Source organism: Pseudomonas sp. Con_6 (assembly GCF_059379395.1).
Genome location: NZ_CM182011.1, coordinates 204,813 through 226,362, shown reverse-complemented (window position 1 = coordinate 226,362; position 21,550 = coordinate 204,813). Strand labels below are relative to the sequence as shown.

The following is a 21,550-nucleotide window of genomic DNA, read 5'->3' as shown; positions in this document are numbered from 1 at the left end:
AACCGCGTGTCGGAAATTTCCTAATGAGAACCCCATCACAGATCGTGGGGGCTTCACCTATTGAAATATCAATGTGACATTAGTAAGCCGATTGTTTAGGATGGCGGCCAACGGGTCAATAGTTTGACGAAAAAGAATTAGAACCCAAGCAAAGCCATAAAATTGACATAAATCATTTTTGTAGTCGCCTTGCGCAACTTTCCAGGCAGATAGCGGCACACACCAGCCCAATCGCGTATGGAAGCCACATGGAACGGTTAGTTCGGAGAGTGTCATGAGCAGTGTTGTCGCCATCGTCAAACGTGTTGTTGGCCAGGTCGTTGCCGTTTCCCCTGAGGGGGTTCAGCGAATTCTCATCGAGGGTGATCGCCTGTTTACTGGCGACCAGGTTTTGACGGGGCTGTCCGGTGCCGTGACCTTGGAACTGGCCGATGGCCGCAGTCTCGATCTGGGTCGTGAGAGCCAATGGAGTGCTGATGCCCCGGCTTCGACCACCGACCTGGCAGAAGCCACTGCTCAGGCCGCGCCTTCCGTTGAAGAGCTGCAGCAGGCGATCGCCGCGGGTGCCGACCCGACCAAAGACCTGGAAGCGACGGCTGCGGGTGAGGCTTCCGCAGGCGGTGGCGCTGCAGGTGGTGGCCACAGCACGGTGATGCTGGATGCAACGGCTGCGGTGGTAGACCCGACGATCGGCTACGAGACTGCAGGCCTGAACTTCGCCGCGGCGGCCGACGATCAGCTCACCGGTGCGACGACAGACACCACGACCGAAGACCTGCGCGCGACCGGCCTCGTGCTGACCGCGACACCTGAAGTGTCCGAAGCTGGCGGTGCACTTGTCTACACCGCGACCGTTACGCAAGCACCGACCACCGACCTGACCGTCACGCTTTCCAATGGCTCGGTAATCACCATCGCCGCCGGCCAACTGAGTGGCAGCGTCACTGTGGCGATTCCGGCCAGCGACAACGTCTATATCGACAACCGTCAGATTTCCACCACCATCGCTGGCACCAGCGGCGGCGCAGGCCTGGTGATCACTCCGGACACCACCCCGGCGGTCACCACCATCACCGACACCATCGATACCACCACGGTCAGCCTGACCGCAGGCAGCAGCGTCACCGAAGGCGGCACCATCGTCTACACCGCCAGCCTGAACAATCCGGCGCAGACCCCGGTCACCATTACCCTGTCCAACGGCTCGACGATCGTCATCGCTGCGGGCGAGTCCACCGGCAGCGTCCAGGTGCCGACCGCCGCCAATGACGTGTACGTCAACGGCAGTACCGTCAGCACGACCATCACCGGCGTGTCCGGGGGCAACTTCGAGAACCTGGTACCGAGCACCACGCCAGCGGTGACCACCATCGTCGACTCCATCGACACCACCACCGTCACCCTGGGCGCCAGCGGCAGCGTCGCCGAGAACGGCGTGATCACCTATACCGCCAGTGTCACCGCGCCAGTCACGGGTTCGCCGGTCACCGTAACCTTGTCCAATGGCCAGACCATCACCATCGCGGTAGGTGAGTCCGTCGGCAGCGTGCAGGTCACCGCACCGAACGACGTGTACAACGGCGCCAGCCCGATCAGCACCACTATCACCGGCGTGACCGGCGGCAACTACGAAAACCTGGTCGCCAACACCACTCCGGCTGTGACCACCGTCACCGATACGGTCGACACCACCACCGTCAGCCTGGCCGCCAACACCAGCGTCGCCGAGAACGGCGTGATCACCTATACCGCCAGCGTCGGTGCGCCCGTCACCGGCGCACCGGTGGTCGTGACCCTGTCCAATGGCCAGACCATCACCATTCCGGTCGGCGGCACCAGCGGCACGGTCAATGTCACCGCACCGAATGACGTCTACAACGGCGCCGCGCCGATCAGCACCACCATCACCAATGTGACCGGCGGCAACTTCGAGAACCTGGTGGCCAACCCGGCCCCGGCCGTGACCAGCGTCACCGACAGCGTCGACACCACCACCGTCAGCCTCGGCGCCAGCCCGACCGTGGGCGAGAACGGCGTGATCACCTACACCGCCAGTGTCACCTCGCCGGTGACCGGCGCACCGGTGATCGTGACCCTGTCCAATGGCCAGACCATCACCATCCCGGTCGGCGGCAGCAGCGGCACGGTCAATGTCACCGCACCGAACGATGTCTACAATGGCGCGCCGGCGATCAGCACCACTATCACCAACGTGACCGGTGGTAACTTCGAAAGCCTGGTGGCCAACCCGGCCCCGGCCGTGACCACCGTCACCGATACCGTCGACACCACCACCGTCAGCCTGGCCGCCAACAGCAGCGTCGCCGAGAACGGCGTGATCACCTACACCGCCAGCGTAGGCGCGCCGGTCACCGGCACCCCGGTGGTCGTCACCCTGTCCAACGGACAGACCATCACCATTCCGGTGGGTGGTACCAGCGGCACGGTCAATGTCACCGCACCAAACGACGTCTACAACGGCGCCGCGCCGATCAGCACCACCATCACCAACGTGACCGGCGGCAACTTCGAAAACCTGGTGGCCAACCCGGCCCCGGCCGTGACCACCGTCACCGACAGCGTCGACACCACCACCGTCAGCCTCGGCGCCAGCCCGACCGTGGGCGAGACCGGCCTGATCACCTACACCGCCAGCGTCACCTCGCCGGTGACCGGCGCACCGGTGATCGTGACCCTGTCCAATGGCCAGACCATCACCATCCCGGTCGGCGGCACCAGCGGCACCGTGCAGGTTGCCGCGCCGAACGACGTCTACACCGGCGCCGCGCCAGTCAGCACCACGATCACCGGCGTCAGCGGCGGCAACTTCGAAAGCCTGGTGGCCAACCCGGCCCCGGCGGTCACCACCGTCACCGACACCGTCGACACCACCAACCTGACCCTGACCGCCACCGGCACCGTCGCCGAAGGCGGCAGCATCGTCTACACCGCCACCCTGACCAATCCGGCGGGTACCCCGGTCACCGTCACCCTGTCCAACGGCGCGACCATCGTCATCGCCGCCAACCAGACCACCAATAGCGTCACCGTCGCGGCGCCGCAGGACACCGTCTACAAGGACGGCGGCAACCTGAGCGTGACCGTAACCGGTACCTCTGGCGGCAACTTCGAGAACCTGGCGGTCAGCAACGTGCCTGCCGTGACGGCGGTCACCGACACCACCGATACCTCCACCGTTACCCTGACCGCCACGCCGAGCGTGACCGAGGGCGGCGTGGTCACCTATACCGCGTCTGTGTCCGCACCGGTGACCGGCACCCCGGTGACCGTGAACCTGAACAACGGCCAGACCATCATCATCCCGGTCGGCCAGAGCTCCGCCTCGGTGGACTTCACCGCGCCGAACAACGTACTGGCCACCAACCCGGCGCTGACCAACAGCATCACCGGCGTCAGTGGCGGCAACTACGAGAACCTGGTCGCCAACAACGGCACCGTCACCACCACGGTCACCGACGACCCGGCCAACCTGGACAGCACCAGCCTGACCCTGAGCGCCACTGGTACCGTCGCCGAGGGTGGCAACATCGTCTACACCGCCACCCTGAGCAATCCGGCCGGCACCGAGATGAAGGTCACCCTGAGCAATGGCGAGACCATCACCATCGCCAAGGGCCAGACCGAAGGCAGCGTGACCTTCGCGGCACCGCAGAACACCGTCTATGTGGATGCGGGCAACGTCAGCGTCACCGTAACCGGCACCACCGGTGGTGACTTCGAGAAGCTGGATATCAGCGCGACGCCGGCCGTGACTGCCGTGACCGACACCGTCGATACCTCGACTGTCACCCTGACTGCCACGCCCAGCGCCGTTGAAGGTGGCGTAGTCACCTACACCGCGTCGGTGAGCGCACCAGTCACTGGCACCGCACTGGTCGTGAACCTTGCCAATGGCCAGAGCATCACCATTCCGGTTGGCCAGAGCGCGGCTTCGGTTGATTTCGTTGCGCCGAACAACGTGTTGAACACCAACACTCCGCTGACCAACAGCATCACCGGCGTGACGGGCGGCAACTACGAGCACCTGGAAACCGCAGGTACTCCGACCACCGTCGTTACCGACGATCCAGCACGTCTGGACACTACCGGCCTGACCTTGAGCGCCACCGGCAACGTCCAGGAAGGCGGCGAGATCATCTACACCGCTCGGGTCACCAACCCGACCGGTACCGAGATGAAGGTCACCCTCAGCAATGGTGAAACCATCACCATTGCCAAGGGCCAGACTGAAGGCTCGATTACTGTCGCAGCGCCGCAAAACACCGTGTATGTGGACGCCGGCAACGTCAGCGTCACCGTGACCGGCACCACCGGTGGTGACTTCGAGAAGCTGGAAGTCAGCCCGACGCCAGCCGTCACCGCGGTGACCGACACTATCGATACGTCGACCGTCACCCTGACCGCGACGCCGAGCGCCGTTGAAGGTGGTGTAGTCACCTACACCGCGTCCGTCACTGCTCCAGTTACCGGTACCGCTCTGGTCATCAGCCTGGCCAATGGTCAGTCGATCACCATCCCGGTCAATGCCACCAGCGGTTCGGTCGATTTCATCGCACCGAACAACGTGTTGAACACCAACACTCCGCTGACCAACAGCATCACGGGCGTGACGGGCGGCAACTACGAACACCTGGAAACTGCGGGTACTCCGACCACCGTCGTCACCGACGATCCGGCTCGCCTGGACACTACTGGCCTGACGCTCTCCGCCACCGGCAACGTCCAGGAAGGCGGCGACATCATCTACACCGCTCGCGTGACCAACCCGACCGGCACCGAGATGAAGGTCACCCTGAGCAATGGTGAAACCATCACCATCGCCAAGGGCCAGACTGAAGGCTCGATCACTGTCGCGGCGCCGCAAAACACCGTTTATGTCGACGCAGGCAACGTCAGCGTCACTGTAACCGGCACCACCGGTGGCGATTTCGAGAAACTCGAAGTCAGCCCGACCCCGGCTGTGACTGCTGTCACCGACACCATCGACACCAGCACTGTGACGCTGACCGCGACGCCGAGCGCCGTTGAAGGCGGCGTCGTCACCTACACCGCCAGCGTCACCGCTCCGGTAACCGGCACCGCCTTGGTTATCAGCCTGGCCAATGGTCAGTCGATCACCATCCCAGTGAACGCCACCAGCGGTTCGGTCGACTTCATCGCACCGAACAACGTGTTGAACACCAACACCCCGCTGACCAACAGCATCACCGGCGTGACGGGCGGCAACTACGAGCACCTGGAAACCGCCGGTACTCCGACCACCGTCGTTACCGACGATCCAGCACGTCTGGACACTACCGGCCTGACCTTGAGCGCCACCGGCAACGTCCAGGAAGGCGGCGACATCATCTACACCGCTCGCGTGACCAACCCGACCGGCACCGAGATGAAGGTCACCCTGAGCAATGGTGAAACCATCACCATCGCCAAGGGCCAGACTGAAGGCTCGATCACTGTCGCAGCGCCGCAGAACACCGTGTATGTCGACGCAGGCAACGTCAGCGTCACTGTCACCGGCACCACTGGCGGCGACTTCGAGAAGCTCGAGGTCAGCCCGACGCCTGCCGTCACTGCCGTTACGGACACCATCGATACGTCGACCGTCACCCTGACCGCGACGCCGAGCGCCGTTGAAGGTGGTGTGGTCACCTACACCGCCTCCGTCACTGCTCCGGTGACTGGTACCCCACTGGTGATTTCGTTGGCCAACGGTCAGTCGATCACCATCCCGGTCAACGCCACCAGCGGCTCGGTCGACTTCATCGCGCCGAACAACGTCCTGAACACCAACACTCCGCTGACCAACAGCATCACCGGCGTCACCGGCGGCAACTACGAGCATCTGGAAACCGCGGGTACTCCGACCACCGTCGTTACCGACGATCCAGCACGTCTGGACACCACCGGTCTGACTCTCTCCGCCACCGGCAACGTCCAGGAAGGCGGCGACATCATCTACACCGCTCGCGTGACCAACCCAACTGGCACCGAGATGAAGGTCACCCTGAGCAACGGTGAAACCATCACCATCGCCAAGGGCCAGACTGAAGGCTCGATCACTGTCGCGGCACCGCAGAACACTGTTTACGTCGATGCCGGCAACGTCAGCGTCACCGTGACCGGCACCACCGGCGGCGACTTCGAGAAGCTCGAGGTCAGCCCGACGCCTGCCGTCACAGCCGTTACGGACACCATCGATACGTCAACCGTCACCCTGACCGCGACGCCGAGCGCTGTTGAAGGTGGTGTGGTCACCTACACCGCGTCCGTCACTGCTCCAGTTACCGGCACCGCACTGGTCATCAGCCTGGCCAACGGTCAGTCGATCACCATCCCGGTCAACGCCACCAGCGGTTCGGTCGATTTCATCGCACCGAACAACGTGCTGAACACCAACACTCCGCTGACCAACAGCATCACGGGCGTCACCGGTGGCAACTACGAGCACCTGGAAACTGCTGGCACGCCGACCACCGTCGTGACCGACGATCCAGCACGTCTGGACACTACCGGCCTGACCCTCTCCGCGACCGGCAACGTCCAGGAAGGCGGCGAGATCATCTACACCGCTCGCGTGACCAACCCGACCGGCACCGAGATGAAGGTCACACTCAGCAATGGTGAGACCATCACCATTGCCAAAGGCCAGACCGAGGGCAGCATCACCGTTGCTGCACCGCAGAACACGGTCTACGTCGATGCCGGCAACGTCAGCGTCACCGTGACCGGTACCACCGGCGGCGACTTCGAGAAGCTGGAAGTCAGCCCGACGCCTGCCGTCACTGCCGTTACGGACACCATCGATACGTCGACCGTCACCCTGACCGCGACTCCAAGCGCTGTTGAAGGTGGTGTGGTCACCTACACCGCCTCCGTCACTGCTCCGGTGACTGGTACCCCACTGGTGATTTCGTTGGCCAACGGTCAGTCGATCACCATCCCGGTCAACGCCACCAGCGGCTCGGTCGACTTCATCGCGCCGAACAACGTGTTGAACACCAACACTCCGCTGACCAACAGCATCACGGGCGTGACGGGCGGTAACTACGAGCACCTGGAAACCGCCGGCTCGCCGACCACCGTCGTGACCGACGATCCAGCACGTCTGGACACTACCGGCCTGACCCTCTCCGCGACCGGCAACGTGCAGGAAGGCGGCGACATCATCTACACCGCTCGGGTCACCAACCCGACCGGCACCGAGATGAAGGTCACCCTCAGCAATGGTGAAACCATCACCATTGCCAAGGGCCAGACTGAAGGCTCGATCACTGTCGCAGCGCCGCAAAACACCGTGTATGTGGACGCCGGCAATGTCAGCGTCACCGTGACTGGTACTACTGGCGGCGACTTCGAGAAGCTGGAAGTCAGCCCGACGCCTGCCGTCACTGCCGTTACGGACACCATCGATACGTCAACCGTCACCCTGACCGCGACGCCGAGCGCTGTTGAAGGTGGTGTGGTCACCTACACCGCGTCCGTCACTGCTCCAGTTACCGGCACCGCACTGGTCATCAGCCTGGCCAACGGTCAGTCGATCACCATCCCGGTCAACGCCACCAGCGGTTCGGTCGATTTCATCGCACCGAACAACGTGCTGAACACCAACACCCCGCTGACCAACAGCATCACCGGGGTTACCGGTGGCAACTACGAGCATCTGGAAACTGCTGGCTCGCCGACCACCGTCGTCACCGACGATCCAGCGCGTCTGGACACCACCGGCCTGACCTTGAGCGCCACCGGCAACGTCCAGGAAGGCGGCGAGATCATCTACACCGCTCGGGTCACCAACCCAACTGGTACCGAGATGAAGGTCACCCTCAGCAATGGTGAAACCATCACCATTGCCAAGGGCCAGACTGAAGGCTCGATCACTGTCGCGGCACCGCAGAACACCGTTTATGTGGACGCAGGCAACGTCAGCGTCACCGTGACCGGTACCACTGGCGGCGACTTCGAGAAGCTGGAAGTCAGCCCGACGCCAGCCGTCACCGCGGTGACCGACACCATCGATACGTCGACCGTCACCCTGACCGCGACGCCGAGCGCTGTTGAAGGTGGTGTGGTCACCTACACCGCGTCCGTCACTGCTCCAGTTACCGGCACCGCACTGGTCATCAGCCTGGCCAACGGTCAGTCGATCACCATCCCGGTCAACGCCACCAGCGGTTCGGTCGATTTCATCGCACCGAACAACGTGCTGAACACCAACACTCCGCTGACCAACAGCATCACGGGCGTCACCGGTGGCAACTACGAGCATCTGGAAACTGCTGGCTCGCCGACCACCGTCGTTACCGACGATCCAGCACGTCTGGACACTACCGGCCTGACCCTCTCCGCAACCGGCAACGTCCAGGAAGGCGGCGAGATCATCTACACCGCTCGGGTCACCAACCCGACCGGCACCGAGATGAAGATCACCCTGAGCAACGGTGAAACCATCACCATCGCCAAGGGCCAGACTGAAGGCTCGATCACTGTCGCAGCTCCGCAAAACACCGTTTATGTGGACGCCGGCAATGTCAGCGTGACCGTGACCGGCACCACCGGTGGTGATTTCGAGAAACTCGAAGTCAGCCCGACCCCGGCTGTGACTGCTGTCACCGACACCATCGACACCAGCACCGTCACCCTGACTGCGACCCCGAGCGCCGTTGAAGGCGGCGTCGTCACCTACACCGCCAGCGTCACCGCTCCGGTAACCGGCACTGCCTTGGTTATCAGCCTGGCCAATGGTCAGTCGATCACCATCCCGGTCAACGCCACCAGCGGCTCGGTCGACTTCATCGCGCCGAACAACGTGTTGAACACCAACACCCCGCTGACCAACAGCATCACGGGCGTCACCGGTGGCAACTACGAGCACCTGGAAACTGCTGGCACGCCGACCACCGTCGTGACCGATGACCCGGCTCGCCTGGACACTACTGGCCTGACCCTCTCCGCCACCGGCAATGTCCAGGAAGGCGGCGAGATCATCTACACCGCTCGCGTGACCAATCCGACCGGCACCGAGATGAAGGTCACCCTCAGCAATGGTGAAACCATCACCATCGCCAAGGGCCAGACCGAAGGCTCGATCACTGTCGCGGCGCCACAGAACACCGTGTATGTCGACGCAGGCAACGTCAGCGTCACTGTCACCGGCACCACTGGCGGCGACTTCGAGAAGCTCGAGGTTAGTCCGACTCCGGCTGTGACTGCCGTTACCGATACCATCGACACCAGCACTGTGACGCTGACCGCGACGCCGAGCGCCGTTGAAGGCGGCGTAGTGACCTACACCGCCAGCGTCACCGCTCCGGTAACCGGCACTGCCTTGGTTATCAGCCTCGCCAATGGTCAGTCGATCACCATCCCAGTGAACGCCACCAGCGGTTCGGTCGACTTCATCGCACCGAACAACGTGTTGAACACCAACACCCCGCTGACCAACAGCATCACCGGCGTGACGGGCGGCAACTACGAGCACCTGGAAACCGCCGGTACTCCGACCACCGTCGTTACCGACGATCCAGCACGTCTGGACACTACCGGCCTGACCTTGAGCGCCACCGGCAACGTCCAGGAAGGCGGCGACATCATCTACACCGCTCGGGTCACCAACCCGACCGGTACCGAGATGAAGGTCACCCTCAGCAATGGTGAGACCATCACCATTGCCAAGGGCCAGACTGAAGGCTCGATTACTGTCGCAGCGCCGCAAAACACCGTGTATGTGGACGCCGGCAATGTCAGCGTGACCGTGACCGGCACCACCGGTGGCGATTTCGAGAAACTCGAAGTCAGCCCGACCCCGGCTGTGACTGCTGTCACCGACACCATCGACACCAGCACCGTCACCCTGACTGCGACCCCGAGCGCCGTTGAAGGCGGCGTCGTCACCTACACCGCCAGCGTCACCGCTCCGGTAACCGGCACTGCCTTGGTTATCAGCCTGGCCAATGGTCAGTCGATCACCATCCCGGTCAACGCCACCAGCGGCTCGGTCGACTTCATCGCGCCGAACAACGTGTTGAACACCAACACCCCGCTGACCAACAGCATCACGGGCGTGACGGGCGGTAACTACGAGCACCTGGAAACCGCCGGTACTCCGACCACCGTCGTGACCGACGATCCAGCACGTCTGGACACTACCGGCCTGACCTTGAGCGCCACCGGCAACGTCCAGGAAGGCGGCGAGATCATCTACACCGCTCGCGTGACCAATCCGACCGGCACCGAGATGAAGGTCACCCTCAGCAATGGTGAAACCATCACCATCGCCAAGGGCCAGACCGAAGGCTCGATCACTGTCGCGGCACCGCAGAACACCGTGTATGTGGACGCAGGCAACGTCAGCGTGACCGTGACCGGCACCACCGGTGGCGATTTCGAGAAACTCGAAGTCAGCCCGACCCCGGCTGTGACTGCTGTCACCGACACCATCGACACCAGCACCGTCACCCTGACTGCGACCCCGAGCGCCGTTGAAGGCGGCGTCGTCACCTACACCGCCAGCGTCACCGCTCCGGTGACTGGCACTGCACTGGTGATTTCGTTGGCTAACGGCCAGAGCATCACCATCCCGGTCAATGCCACCAGCGGCTCGGTCGACTTCATCGCACCGAACAACGTGCTGAACACCAACACCCCGCTGACCAACAGCATCACGGGCGTCACCGGTGGCAACTACGAGCACCTGGAAACCGCCGGTACTCCGACCACCGTCGTGACCGACGATCCAGCACGTCTGGACACTACCGGCCTGACCCTCTCCGCGACCGGCAACGTCCAGGAAGGCGGCGAGATCATCTACACCGCTCGGGTCACCAACCCAACTGGTACCGAGATGAAGGTCACCCTCAGCAATGGTGAAACCATCACCATTGCCAAGGGCCAGACTGAAGGCTCGATTACTGTCGCAGCGCCGCAAAACACCGTGTATGTGGACGCCGGCAATGTCAGCGTGACCGTGACCGGCACCACTGGCGGCGACTTCGAGAAGCTGGAAGTCAGCCCGACGCCAGCCGTCACCGCGGTGACCGACACCATCGATACGTCGACCGTCACCCTGACCGCGACGCCGAGCGCTGTTGAAGGTGGTGTGGTCACCTACACCGCGTCCGTCACTGCTCCAGTTACCGGCACCGCACTGGTCATCAGCCTGGCCAACGGTCAGTCGATCACCATCCCGGTCAACGCCACCAGCGGTTCGGTCGATTTCATCGCACCGAACAACGTGCTGAACACCAACACCCCGCTGACCAACAGCATCACCGGGGTTACCGGTGGCAACTACGAGCATCTGGAAACCGCCGGTACTCCGACCACCGTCGTTACCGACGATCCAGCACGTCTGGACACTACCGGCCTGACCCTCTCCGCCACCGGCAATGTCCAGGAAGGCGGCGAGATCATCTACACCGCTCGCGTGACCAATCCGACCGGCACCGAGATGAAGGTCACCCTGAGCAATGGTGAAACCATCACCATCGCCAAGGGCCAGACTGAAGGCTCGATCACTGTTGCGGCGCCGCAGAACACTGTTTACGTCGATGCAGGCAATGTCAGCGTCACCGTGACCGGTACCACTGGCGGCGACTTCGAGAAGCTGGAAGTCAGCCCGACGCCAGCCGTCACCGCGGTGACCGACACTATCGATACGTCGACCGTCACCCTGACCGCGACGCCGAGCGCCGTTGAAGGCGGCGTAGTGACCTACACCGCCAGCGTCACCGCTCCGGTAACCGGCACTGCCTTGGTTATCAGCCTGGCCAATGGTCAGTCGATCACCATCCCAGTGAACGCCACCAGCGGTTCGGTCGATTTCATCGCACCGAACAACGTGCTGAACACCAACACCCCGCTGACCAACAGCATCACCGGGGTTACCGGTGGCAACTACGAGCATCTGGAAACCGCCGGCACGCCGACCACCGTCGTCACCGACGATCCAGCGCGTCTGGACACCACCGGCCTGACCTTGAGCGCCACCGGCAACGTGCAGGAAGGCGGCGAGATCATCTACACCGCTCGGGTCACCAACCCGACCGGCACCGAGATGAAGATCACCCTGAGCAACGGTGAAACCATCACCATCGCCAAGGGCCAGACTGAAGGCTCGATTACTGTCGCAGCGCCGCAAAACACCGTGTATGTGGACGCCGGCAATGTCAGCGTGACCGTGACCGGCACCACCGGTGGCGATTTCGAGAAACTCGAAGTCAGCCCGACCCCGGCTGTGACTGCTGTCACCGACACCATCGACACCAGCACCGTCACCCTGACTGCGACCCCGAGCGCCGTTGAAGGCGGCGTCGTCACCTACACCGCCAGCGTCACCGCTCCGGTAACCGGCACTGCCTTGGTTATCAGCCTCGCCAATGGTCAGTCGATCACCATCCCAGTGAACGCCACCAGCGGTTCGGTCGATTTCATCGCACCGAACAACGTCCTGAACACCAACACCCCGCTGACCAACAGCATCACGGGCGTCACCGGTGGCAACTACGAGCACCTGGAAACCGCGGGTACTCCGACCACCGTCGTGACCGACGATCCAGCACGTCTGGACACTACTGGCCTGACGCTCTCCGCCACCGGCAACGTCCAGGAAGGCGGCGACATCATCTACACCGCTCGCGTGACCAATCCGACCGGCACCGAGATGAAGGTCACCCTGAGCAACGGTGAAACCATCACCATCGCCAAGGGCCAGACTGAAGGTTCGATCACTGTTGCGGCGCCGCAGAACACCGTTTATGTGGACGCAGGCAACGTCAGCGTCACTGTAACCGGCACCACCGGTGGCGATTTCGAGAAACTCGAAGTCAGCCCGACCCCGGCTGTGACTGCTGTCACCGACACCATCGACACCAGCACTGTGACGCTGACCGCGACGCCGAGCGCCGTTGAAGGCGGCGTAGTGACCTACACCGCCTCCGTCACTGCTCCGGTGACTGGCACCCCACTGGTGATTTCGTTGGCGAATGGCCAAAGCATCACCATCCCGGTCAATGCCACCAGCGGTTCGGTCGACTTCATCGCACCGAACAACGTCCTGAACACCAACACTCCGCTGACCAACAGCATCACCGGGGTTACCGGTGGCAACTACGAGCATCTGGAAACTGCTGGCTCGCCGACCACCGTCGTGACCGATGACCCGGCTCGCCTGGACACTACTGGCCTGACCCTCTCCGCCACCGGCAATGTCCAGGAAGGCGGCGAGATCATCTATACCGCTCGCGTGACCAATCCAACTGGTACCGAGATGAAGGTCACCCTCAGCAATGGTGAAACCATCACCATTGCCAAAGGCCAGACCGAGGGCAGCATCACCGTTGCTGCACCGCAGAACACGGTCTACGTCGATGCCGGCAATGTCAGCGTGACCGTGACCGGCACCACCGGTGGTGATTTCGAGAAGCTCGAGGTTAGTCCGACTCCGGCTGTCACCGCTGTAACCGACACCATCGACACCAGCACCGTTACCCTGACTGCAACGCCGAGTGCCGTTGAAGGCGGCGTAGTGACCTACACCGCTAGCGTCACCGCTCCGGTGACTGGCACTGCGCTGGTGATTTCGTTGGCGAACGGCCAATCGATCACCATCCCGGTCAACGCCACCAGCGGCTCGGTCGACTTCATCGCGCCGAACAACGTGTTGAACACCAACACTCCGCTGACCAACAGCATCACGGGCGTGACGGGCGGTAACTACGAGCACCTGGAAACCGCCGGCTCGCCGACCACCGTCGTGACCGATGACCCGGCTCGCCTGGACACTACCGGCCTGACCTTGAGCGCCACCGGCAACGTCCAGGAAGGCGGCGACATCATCTACACCGCTCGGGTCACCAACCCGACCGGCACCGAGATGAAGGTCACCCTGAGCAACGGTGAGACCATCACCATCGCCAAGGGCCAGACCGAAGGCTCGATCACTGTCGCGGCGCCGCAGAACACCGTTTATGTCGACGCAGGCAACGTCAGCGTGACCGTCACCGGCACCACCGGTGGTGATTTCGAGAAACTCGAAGTCAGCCCGACCCCGGCGGTGACTGCCGTTACCGACACCATCGACACCAGCACTGTGACGCTGACCGCGACGCCGAGCGCCGTTGAAGGCGGCGTAGTGACCTACACCGCCTCCGTCACTGCTCCAGTTACCGGCACCGCACTGGTCATCAGCCTGGCCAACGGTCAGTCGATCACCATCCCGGTCAACGCCACCAGCGGCTCGGTCGACTTCATCGCGCCGAACAACGTGCTGAACACCAACACTCCGCTGACCAACAGCATCACGGGCGTCACCGGCGGCAACTACGAGCACCTGGAAACCGCCGGCACGCCGACCACCGTCGTCACCGACGATCCAGCGCGTCTGGACACCACCGGCCTGACCTTGAGCGCCACCGGCAATGTCCAGGAAGGCGGCGAGATCATCTACACCGCTCGCGTGACCAATCCGACCGGCACCGAGATGAAGGTCACCCTGAGCAACGGTGAAACCATCACCATCGCCAAGGGCCAGACTGAAGGCTCGATCACTGTCGCGGCACCGCAGAACACCGTTTATGTGGACGCAGGCAACGTCAGCGTCACCGTGACCGGTACCACTGGCGGCGACTTCGAGAAGCTGGAAGTCAGCCCGACGCCAGCCGTCACCGCGGTGACCGACACCATCGATACGTCGACCGTCACCCTGACCGCGACGCCGAGCGCCGTTGAAGGTGGTGTGGTCACCTACACCGCGTCCGTCACTGCTCCAGTTACCGGTACCGCCCTGGTCATCACCCTGGCGAACAACCAGACCATTACCATTCCGGTTGGCGAGTCCGTCGGTACGGTCAACTTCACCGCACCGAACAACGTCTACGCCACCAACCCGGCCGTGACCAACAGCATCACCAACGTCTCGGGCGGCAACTACGAGAAGCTGGAAACCGCCGGCACGCCAACCACGGCGATTACCGACAATCCGGCCAACCTCGACAGCACCGGCCTGAGCCTCACCGCCACTGGTTCCGTTCAGGAAGGCGGCCAGATCACTTACATCGCCAAACTGACCAATCCGGCCGGCACCGCGATGACCGTGAGCCTGAGCAACGGCTCGACCATCACCATCGCCAAAGGCGCCACCGAAGGCACCGTGACGGTCGATGCACCGAAGAACAGCGTGTACGTCGACGCTACCAACGTCAGCACCACCATCACCGGCACCACCGGTGGTGATTTCGAGAAGCTGAACGTCAGCAGCACGCCTGCCGTGACTGCCGTCACCGACACGATCGACACGTCGACCGTGACCCTGACAGCGACCCCGAGCGCCGTCGAAGGCGGTGTGATCACCTACACCGCTACCGTCAGCGCCCCGGTCACCGTGGCTCCGCTGGTGGTCACCCTGGCCAACAACCAGACCATCACCATCGCGGTCGGCCAGACCGTCGGTACGGTCGACTTCACCGCACCGAACAACGTCTATGCCACCAATGCGGCGGTGACCAACACCATCACCAACGTGACCGGTGGCAACTACGAGAAGCTGGTGACCGTCGGCACGCCAACCACGGCGATTACCGACAATCCGGCCAACCTCGACAGCACCGGCCTGAGCCTCACCGCCACCGGTTCCGTTCAGGAAGGCGGCCAGATCACTTACATCGCCAAACTGACCAATCCGGCCGGCACCGCGATGACCGTGAGCCTGAGCAACGGCTCGACCATCACCATCGCCAAAGGCGCCACCGAAGGCACCGTGACGGTCGATGCACCGAAGAACAGCGTGTACGTCGACGCTACCAACGTCAGCACCACCATCACCGGCACCACCGGTGGTGATTTCGAGAAGCTGAACGTCAGCAGCACGCCTGCCGTGACTGCCGTCACCGACACGATCGACACGTCGACCGTGACCCTGACAGCGACCCCGAGCGCCGTCGAAGGCGGTGTGATCACCTACACCGCCACCGTCAGCGCCCCGGTCACCGTGGCTCCGCTGGTGGTCACCCTGGCCAACAACCAGACCATCACCATTGATGTCGGCCAGACCGTCGGTACGGTCAACTTCACCGCACCGAACAACGTCTATGCCACCAACTCGGCAGTGACCAACAGCATCACCAATGTGTCCGGCGGCAACTACGAGAAGCTGGTGACCGCCGGTACCCCAAGCACCACGGTCACCGATAACCCGTCGAACCTCGACACCACCAACCTCAGCCTGACCGCCACCGGCACCGTCCAGGAAGGCGGCCAGATCACCTACACCGCCAAGCTGACCAACCCGGCCGGCACCGCGATGACCGTGAGCCTGAGCAACGGCTCGACCATCACCATCGCCAAGGGCGCTACCGAAGGTACCGTGACGGTCGATGCGCCGAAGAACAGCGTGTACGTCGACGCCACCAACGTCAGCACTACCATCACTGGCACCACCGGCGGTGACTTCGAGAAGCTGAACGTCAGTTCGACCCCGGCCGTGACCGCCGTCACCGATACGATCGATACGTCGACCGTGACCCTGACAGCGACCCCGACCGTAACCGAAGGCGGCGTGATCACTTACACCGCCACCGTCAGCGCGCCGGTCACCGTTGCACCGCTGGTGATCAACCTGGCCAACAACCTGATGATCACCATCGCCATCGGTGCCACCGTGGGCACGGTGACCCTGGTCGCGCCGAACAACGTGTACGCCACTAACGCGTCGCTGAGCACCAGCATCAGCAGCGTGTCCGGCGGTAACTACGAGAAACTGGTCACTGCCGGTACGCCGGTGACCAGCGTGACCGACAATCCGGCCAACCTGGACACCACCAACGTCACCCTGACGGCGACCAACAGTGTCAACGAAGGTGGCCAGATCACCTACACCGCCAAGGTCAGCAACCCGACCGGCACGGCGATGACCGTCAGCCTGTCCAACGGCTCGACCATCACCATCGCCAAGGGCGCCACCGAAGGTACTGTCACTGTCGATGCACCGAAGAACAGCGTCTACGTCGATGCCACTAACGTCAGCGCAACCATCACCGGCACCACCGGCGGTGACTTCGAGAAGGTCAACGTCAGCACCACGCCAGCCGTCACGGCGGTGACCGATACCATCGACACCTCCACCGTGACCCTGACCGCGACCCCGAGCGTGGCCGAGGGCGGCACCGTGGTCTACACCGCCACCGTCAGCGCGCCGGTCACCGTGTCGCCGCTGGTGATTACCCTGGCCAACAACCAGACCATCACCATCGCAGTCGGCCAGACCGTCGGCACGGTCAACTTCACCGCGCCGAACAACGTCTACACCGCCAACCCGACGCTGACCAACAGCATCACCGGGGTGAGCGGCGGCAACTACGAGAAACTGGACGCCACCGGCACCACCAGCACCACGGTCACCGACGGTCCGATCGACACCACCAACGTCAGCCTGAGCGCCACCAGCTCGGTGCAGGAAGGCGGCCAGATCGTCTACACCGCTACCCTGACCAACCCGGCGGCATCGGCGGTCACCGTGACCCTGTCCAACGGACTGACCATCGTCATTCCAAAGGATGCGCTGTCCAACAGCGTCACCGTCAGTGCTCCGGCCGACACGCCGTACATCGACGCCACCAGCATCAGTACGAAGATCACCGGCGCCAGCGGCGGCGGCTTCGAGAACCTGACGTTCAGCACCAACAACGTGACCACCCAGGTCACCGACACCATGACCCCGACCACGGTGAGCATCACCGGCACCACCTCGGTGGCCGAGGGTGGCATCGCGACCTACACGATCAACCTGAGCAACCCGTCGCAGTCCGCCGTCACCGTGAAGCTGAGCTACACCGGCACCGCCACCAACGGCAGCGACTATACCGGGGTCACCACCGTGACCATCCCGGCCGGTGCCAGCAAGGTCGACTTCACCATCCCGACCATCAAGGACGCCGTCACCGAAGGCACCGAGCAGTTCACCGTCAAGGTCGACTCGGCCAGCGGCGGTAACTTCGAAAGCCTGGTGGTGAGCGGCAGCGCAGGTAGCGTGACCACGCAGATCTTCGAGCCGGCACCGATCCTCGATCTGGACGCCAACGACTCGAGCGGCAAGGCGGGTGCGGATTACCAGGTGACCTTCACCGAAGGCCAGCCGGGCGCAGGCGTGTCCATCGGCGATACCGACCTGAGCATCACCGACATCGACAGCACCAACATGACCGGTGCCACCATCACCCTGACCAACCGCATGGCAGGCGATGCACTGAACCTGGGCAACAGCGTTGGCGGCATCACCGCCAACGTGGTCAGCACCAACGACAAGGTGACCATCACCCTGAGCGGCAACGCGAGCATCGCCGACTACATCGCGCGCCTGAAGAACATCACCTTCATCAACACCAGCGATGACCCGAGCAGCACGCCACGGATCATCACCGTGACGGTGACCGACGGGGTCAACACCTCGAACGTCGCCACCACCACGGTCAACGTGGTGCCGGTGAACGATGCGCCGACAGCCACCGGTGGCGAAATCACCGGGACCGAGGACACCGACCTGGCCTTGACCTGGACCAGCCTCGGCATCAGCGATCTGGACAACGCCGCCAGCGCGCTGGGTGTCACCTTCACTCAACTGCCTGCCAACGGCACCCTGCAGTACAAGGACGGTTCGACCTGGAAGACCCTCACTGCGGCGGATGCTGGCAAGGTCTTCACCAAGGCCGATATCGACGCGGGTAACGTCAAGTTCGTACCGCTGGCCAACCAGTCCGGCATCACCGCCAACGGTGGCACCGGCGTGGGTAACCAGCAGGCCGACTACGCGCAGGTCAAATACAAGCCGTACGACGGCCAGGCGCTGGGCAACGAAGCCACGCTGAAGATCGACATCACTCCGGTCGCCGACAAGCCGACCCTGGCCATCGGCAGCAATGCCGTGACCTCGATCGGCCTGACCAAGGAGATCTACACCGGTCTGTCCGGCCTGGGTACCAGCGGTAATGGCGCCGATGCCGCGACCCTGAAGTCAGTGATCGACGCCGCGGCCGGCAAGGCGCAGTCGACCGCGATCGCGACCAACGTCGCCTCGACCGATGTCACCGCGGGCGTCGCCTCGAAGACTTCCGGCCTGATGTACATGGAAGCCGGCAAGACCTACACCTTCACCGGTACCGGCGACGATAGCCTGGCGGTAGTCGTCGGCGGCAAGGATGTGGCCAGCACCACCTGGGGCGCCGGTGGCCAGTTGAGCGGGACCTTCACCCCGACCAAGAGTGGCTACTACACCGTCGAGGTGTACCACTACAACCAGGCGGGCCCGGGCAGCTACGACGTCAACCTGTCGATCAACGGCGCTGCGGCCATCGACCTGAGCCAGGTCGGTACCGCACTGTACCCAAGCACGACCGCACTGGCGGCGGCCGGTGTGACCATCACCGACTTCCACGGCACCAGCGGCAAGGGCTACTACGACGCCTACAAACTCAACGAAAGCGGCGAGGGTGGCACCGTCAAGCTGGTCGGCATCACCACTGCCCTGACCGACACCGACGGCTCGGAAACCCTGAGCGTCAAGCTCGGCGGCATCCCGACCGGCTCGGTGGTCAGCGACAATGCCGGGCACAGCATCACCGTGGGTGCCACTGCGGTGGATGTCACCGGCTGGAACCTGAACAACCTGAGCATCAAGCCGCCGGCGTACTACAGCGGCAGCTTCGACGTGTCGGTCACCTCGACCTCCACCGAGACCGTCAACAGCAGTACCGCCGCCACCACCGGCAGTATCAAGGTCACGGTCTATCCGGACACCTACGCGGTGGTCAACGCCACTGCCGACAGCGACACCTGGACCGGTACCGACGGCAATGACGTGATCGTCGCCGACATCAACGGCCTGCACGTGGTTGCCGGGCAGAACTACAACCTGGCGTTTATCGTCGACACCTCTGGCAGCATGAAGTCGGACGGCGTGGACGCAGCGCAGAAAGCCCTGCAGTCGGTGTTCAACACCCTGTCCAACAGTGTTCAGGGCGCCAGCTCCGGTACGGTGAACATCCTCCTGGTAGATTTCGCCACCCAGGTGAAATCCACCGTGTCGGTCAACCTGGCCGACAGCAATGCCCTGACGACCCTGAAGAACGCCCTGACCGCGATGTCCGCCGGTGGCGGTACCAACTACGAGGATGCGTTCAAGACCACTGCCAACTGGTTCCAGGCCCTGAAGAACGCCGGCGTCACCGCCAGCAACCAGACCTTCTTCATCACCGACGGCCAGCCGACCTACTACCAGACCGGCGAGCGCACCAACCCGACGCTGGTGAAAGCCAGCGGGTCGAAGGCCGAAGTCACCATGGACGGCTACCTGACGTCGATCGGCTACAAGCTCGGCCAGGTGGTCAACGTCAACATCGACAGCAGCAACAAGCTGACCATCGACAGCAGCGGCAACCTGAACCTGTACAAGAACGGCAGCAACTACTCGTCGCTGAGCGGTACCCTGCACGCCCAGGGCGACGGTACCTACGAGCTGTCGAGCCTGGCCGGCCAGGGCAGCTACACCGACTCCGATACCAGCAGCAACTCGCTGGCCAGCTTCGCCACGCTCAAGGCGCTGTCGGCGGTGGAGGCGATCGGCCTGAACAGCGGCGTCAACGTCAATGACCTGAAGCCCTACGACTCCGACGGCGTACCGCAGACCAACATCGACCCGAGCAACCTGGCCAACGCCATCCTCGGCCACACCGGGCGACCCTGCCGGGCAACGACACGGTCAACGCTGGCGACGGCAACGACATCGTGTTCGGCGACCTGATCATGTTCTCCCAGGTGGCCGGCAACGGTGCCGAGGCGCTGAAGTCGTACGTGGCGCTGCAGACCGGGGTGGATGTCAGTGCCGTCGATGCGCGGACGCTGCACCAGTACGTCACCGAACACGTCAGCGAGTTCGACGTGTCGCGTACGAGCGATGGCGACGACAAGCTGTACGGCGGCAACGGCAACGACATCCTCTTCGGCCAGGGCGGTAACGACCTGCTCGACGGCGGAGCAGGCAATGACATCCTGTTGGGCGGCAGTGGCAACGACACCCTGCTCGGCGGCGATGGCAACGATCTGCTGTTCGGCGGTAGTGGCAATGACACCATGACCGGTGGTGCCGGCGCCGACACCTTCATCTGGAAGGCGGGCGATGTCGGCAACGACATCATCAAGGACTTCAAGGCGGCCGAGGGTGACCGTCTCGACCTGAGCGACCTGCTCCAGGGCGAGAAGGCCAGCACCATCGACAACTACCTGAAGATCACCACGGTGAACGGCGAGTCTACCCTGCAGGTCAGCAGTGAAGGCAAGCTCAACGCTGCCGGCGGCATCGCCAACGCCGACGTCACGATCAAGCTGGAAGGGGTGAACTGGTCCAACACCACGATCAACTCGTTGATCAGCGGTGCCGACCCGACCATCAAGATCGATCACAACAACAGCTGATGACGGGAAGCGTGCCCGCCCCTTCGGGGGCGGGTGCGGTCTTGGCCAGGAAACGCTCGCAGCGCATACTGGC

The 21,550-nt window shown here is 63.3% G+C and carries 2 protein-coding genes; both read left to right on the top strand.

What is annotated here, in order from left to right:
- Positions 1-274: 274 nt before the first annotated feature.
- Positions 275-20,806 (top strand): immunoglobulin-like domain-containing protein, encoded by a 20,532-nt coding sequence (locus AC5QPF_RS00990; RefSeq protein ID WP_494961626.1) that lies wholly within the window; start codon positions 275-277, stop codon positions 20,804-20,806.
- A complete protein-coding gene (locus AC5QPF_RS00985) occupies positions 20,746-21,477 on the top strand; it encodes a type I secretion C-terminal target domain-containing protein (protein ID WP_494964101.1) in 732 nt (243 codons plus the stop codon). The genes AC5QPF_RS00990 and AC5QPF_RS00985 overlap by 61 nt, the downstream gene beginning before the upstream one ends.
- Positions 21,478-21,550 lie beyond the last annotated feature (73 nt).

Coding starts and splice junctions, on each gene's coding strand:
- AC5QPF_RS00990 (WP_494961626.1), top strand. CDS start 275: ATGAGCAGTGTTGTCGCCATCGTCAAACGTGTTGTTGGCCAGGTCGTT.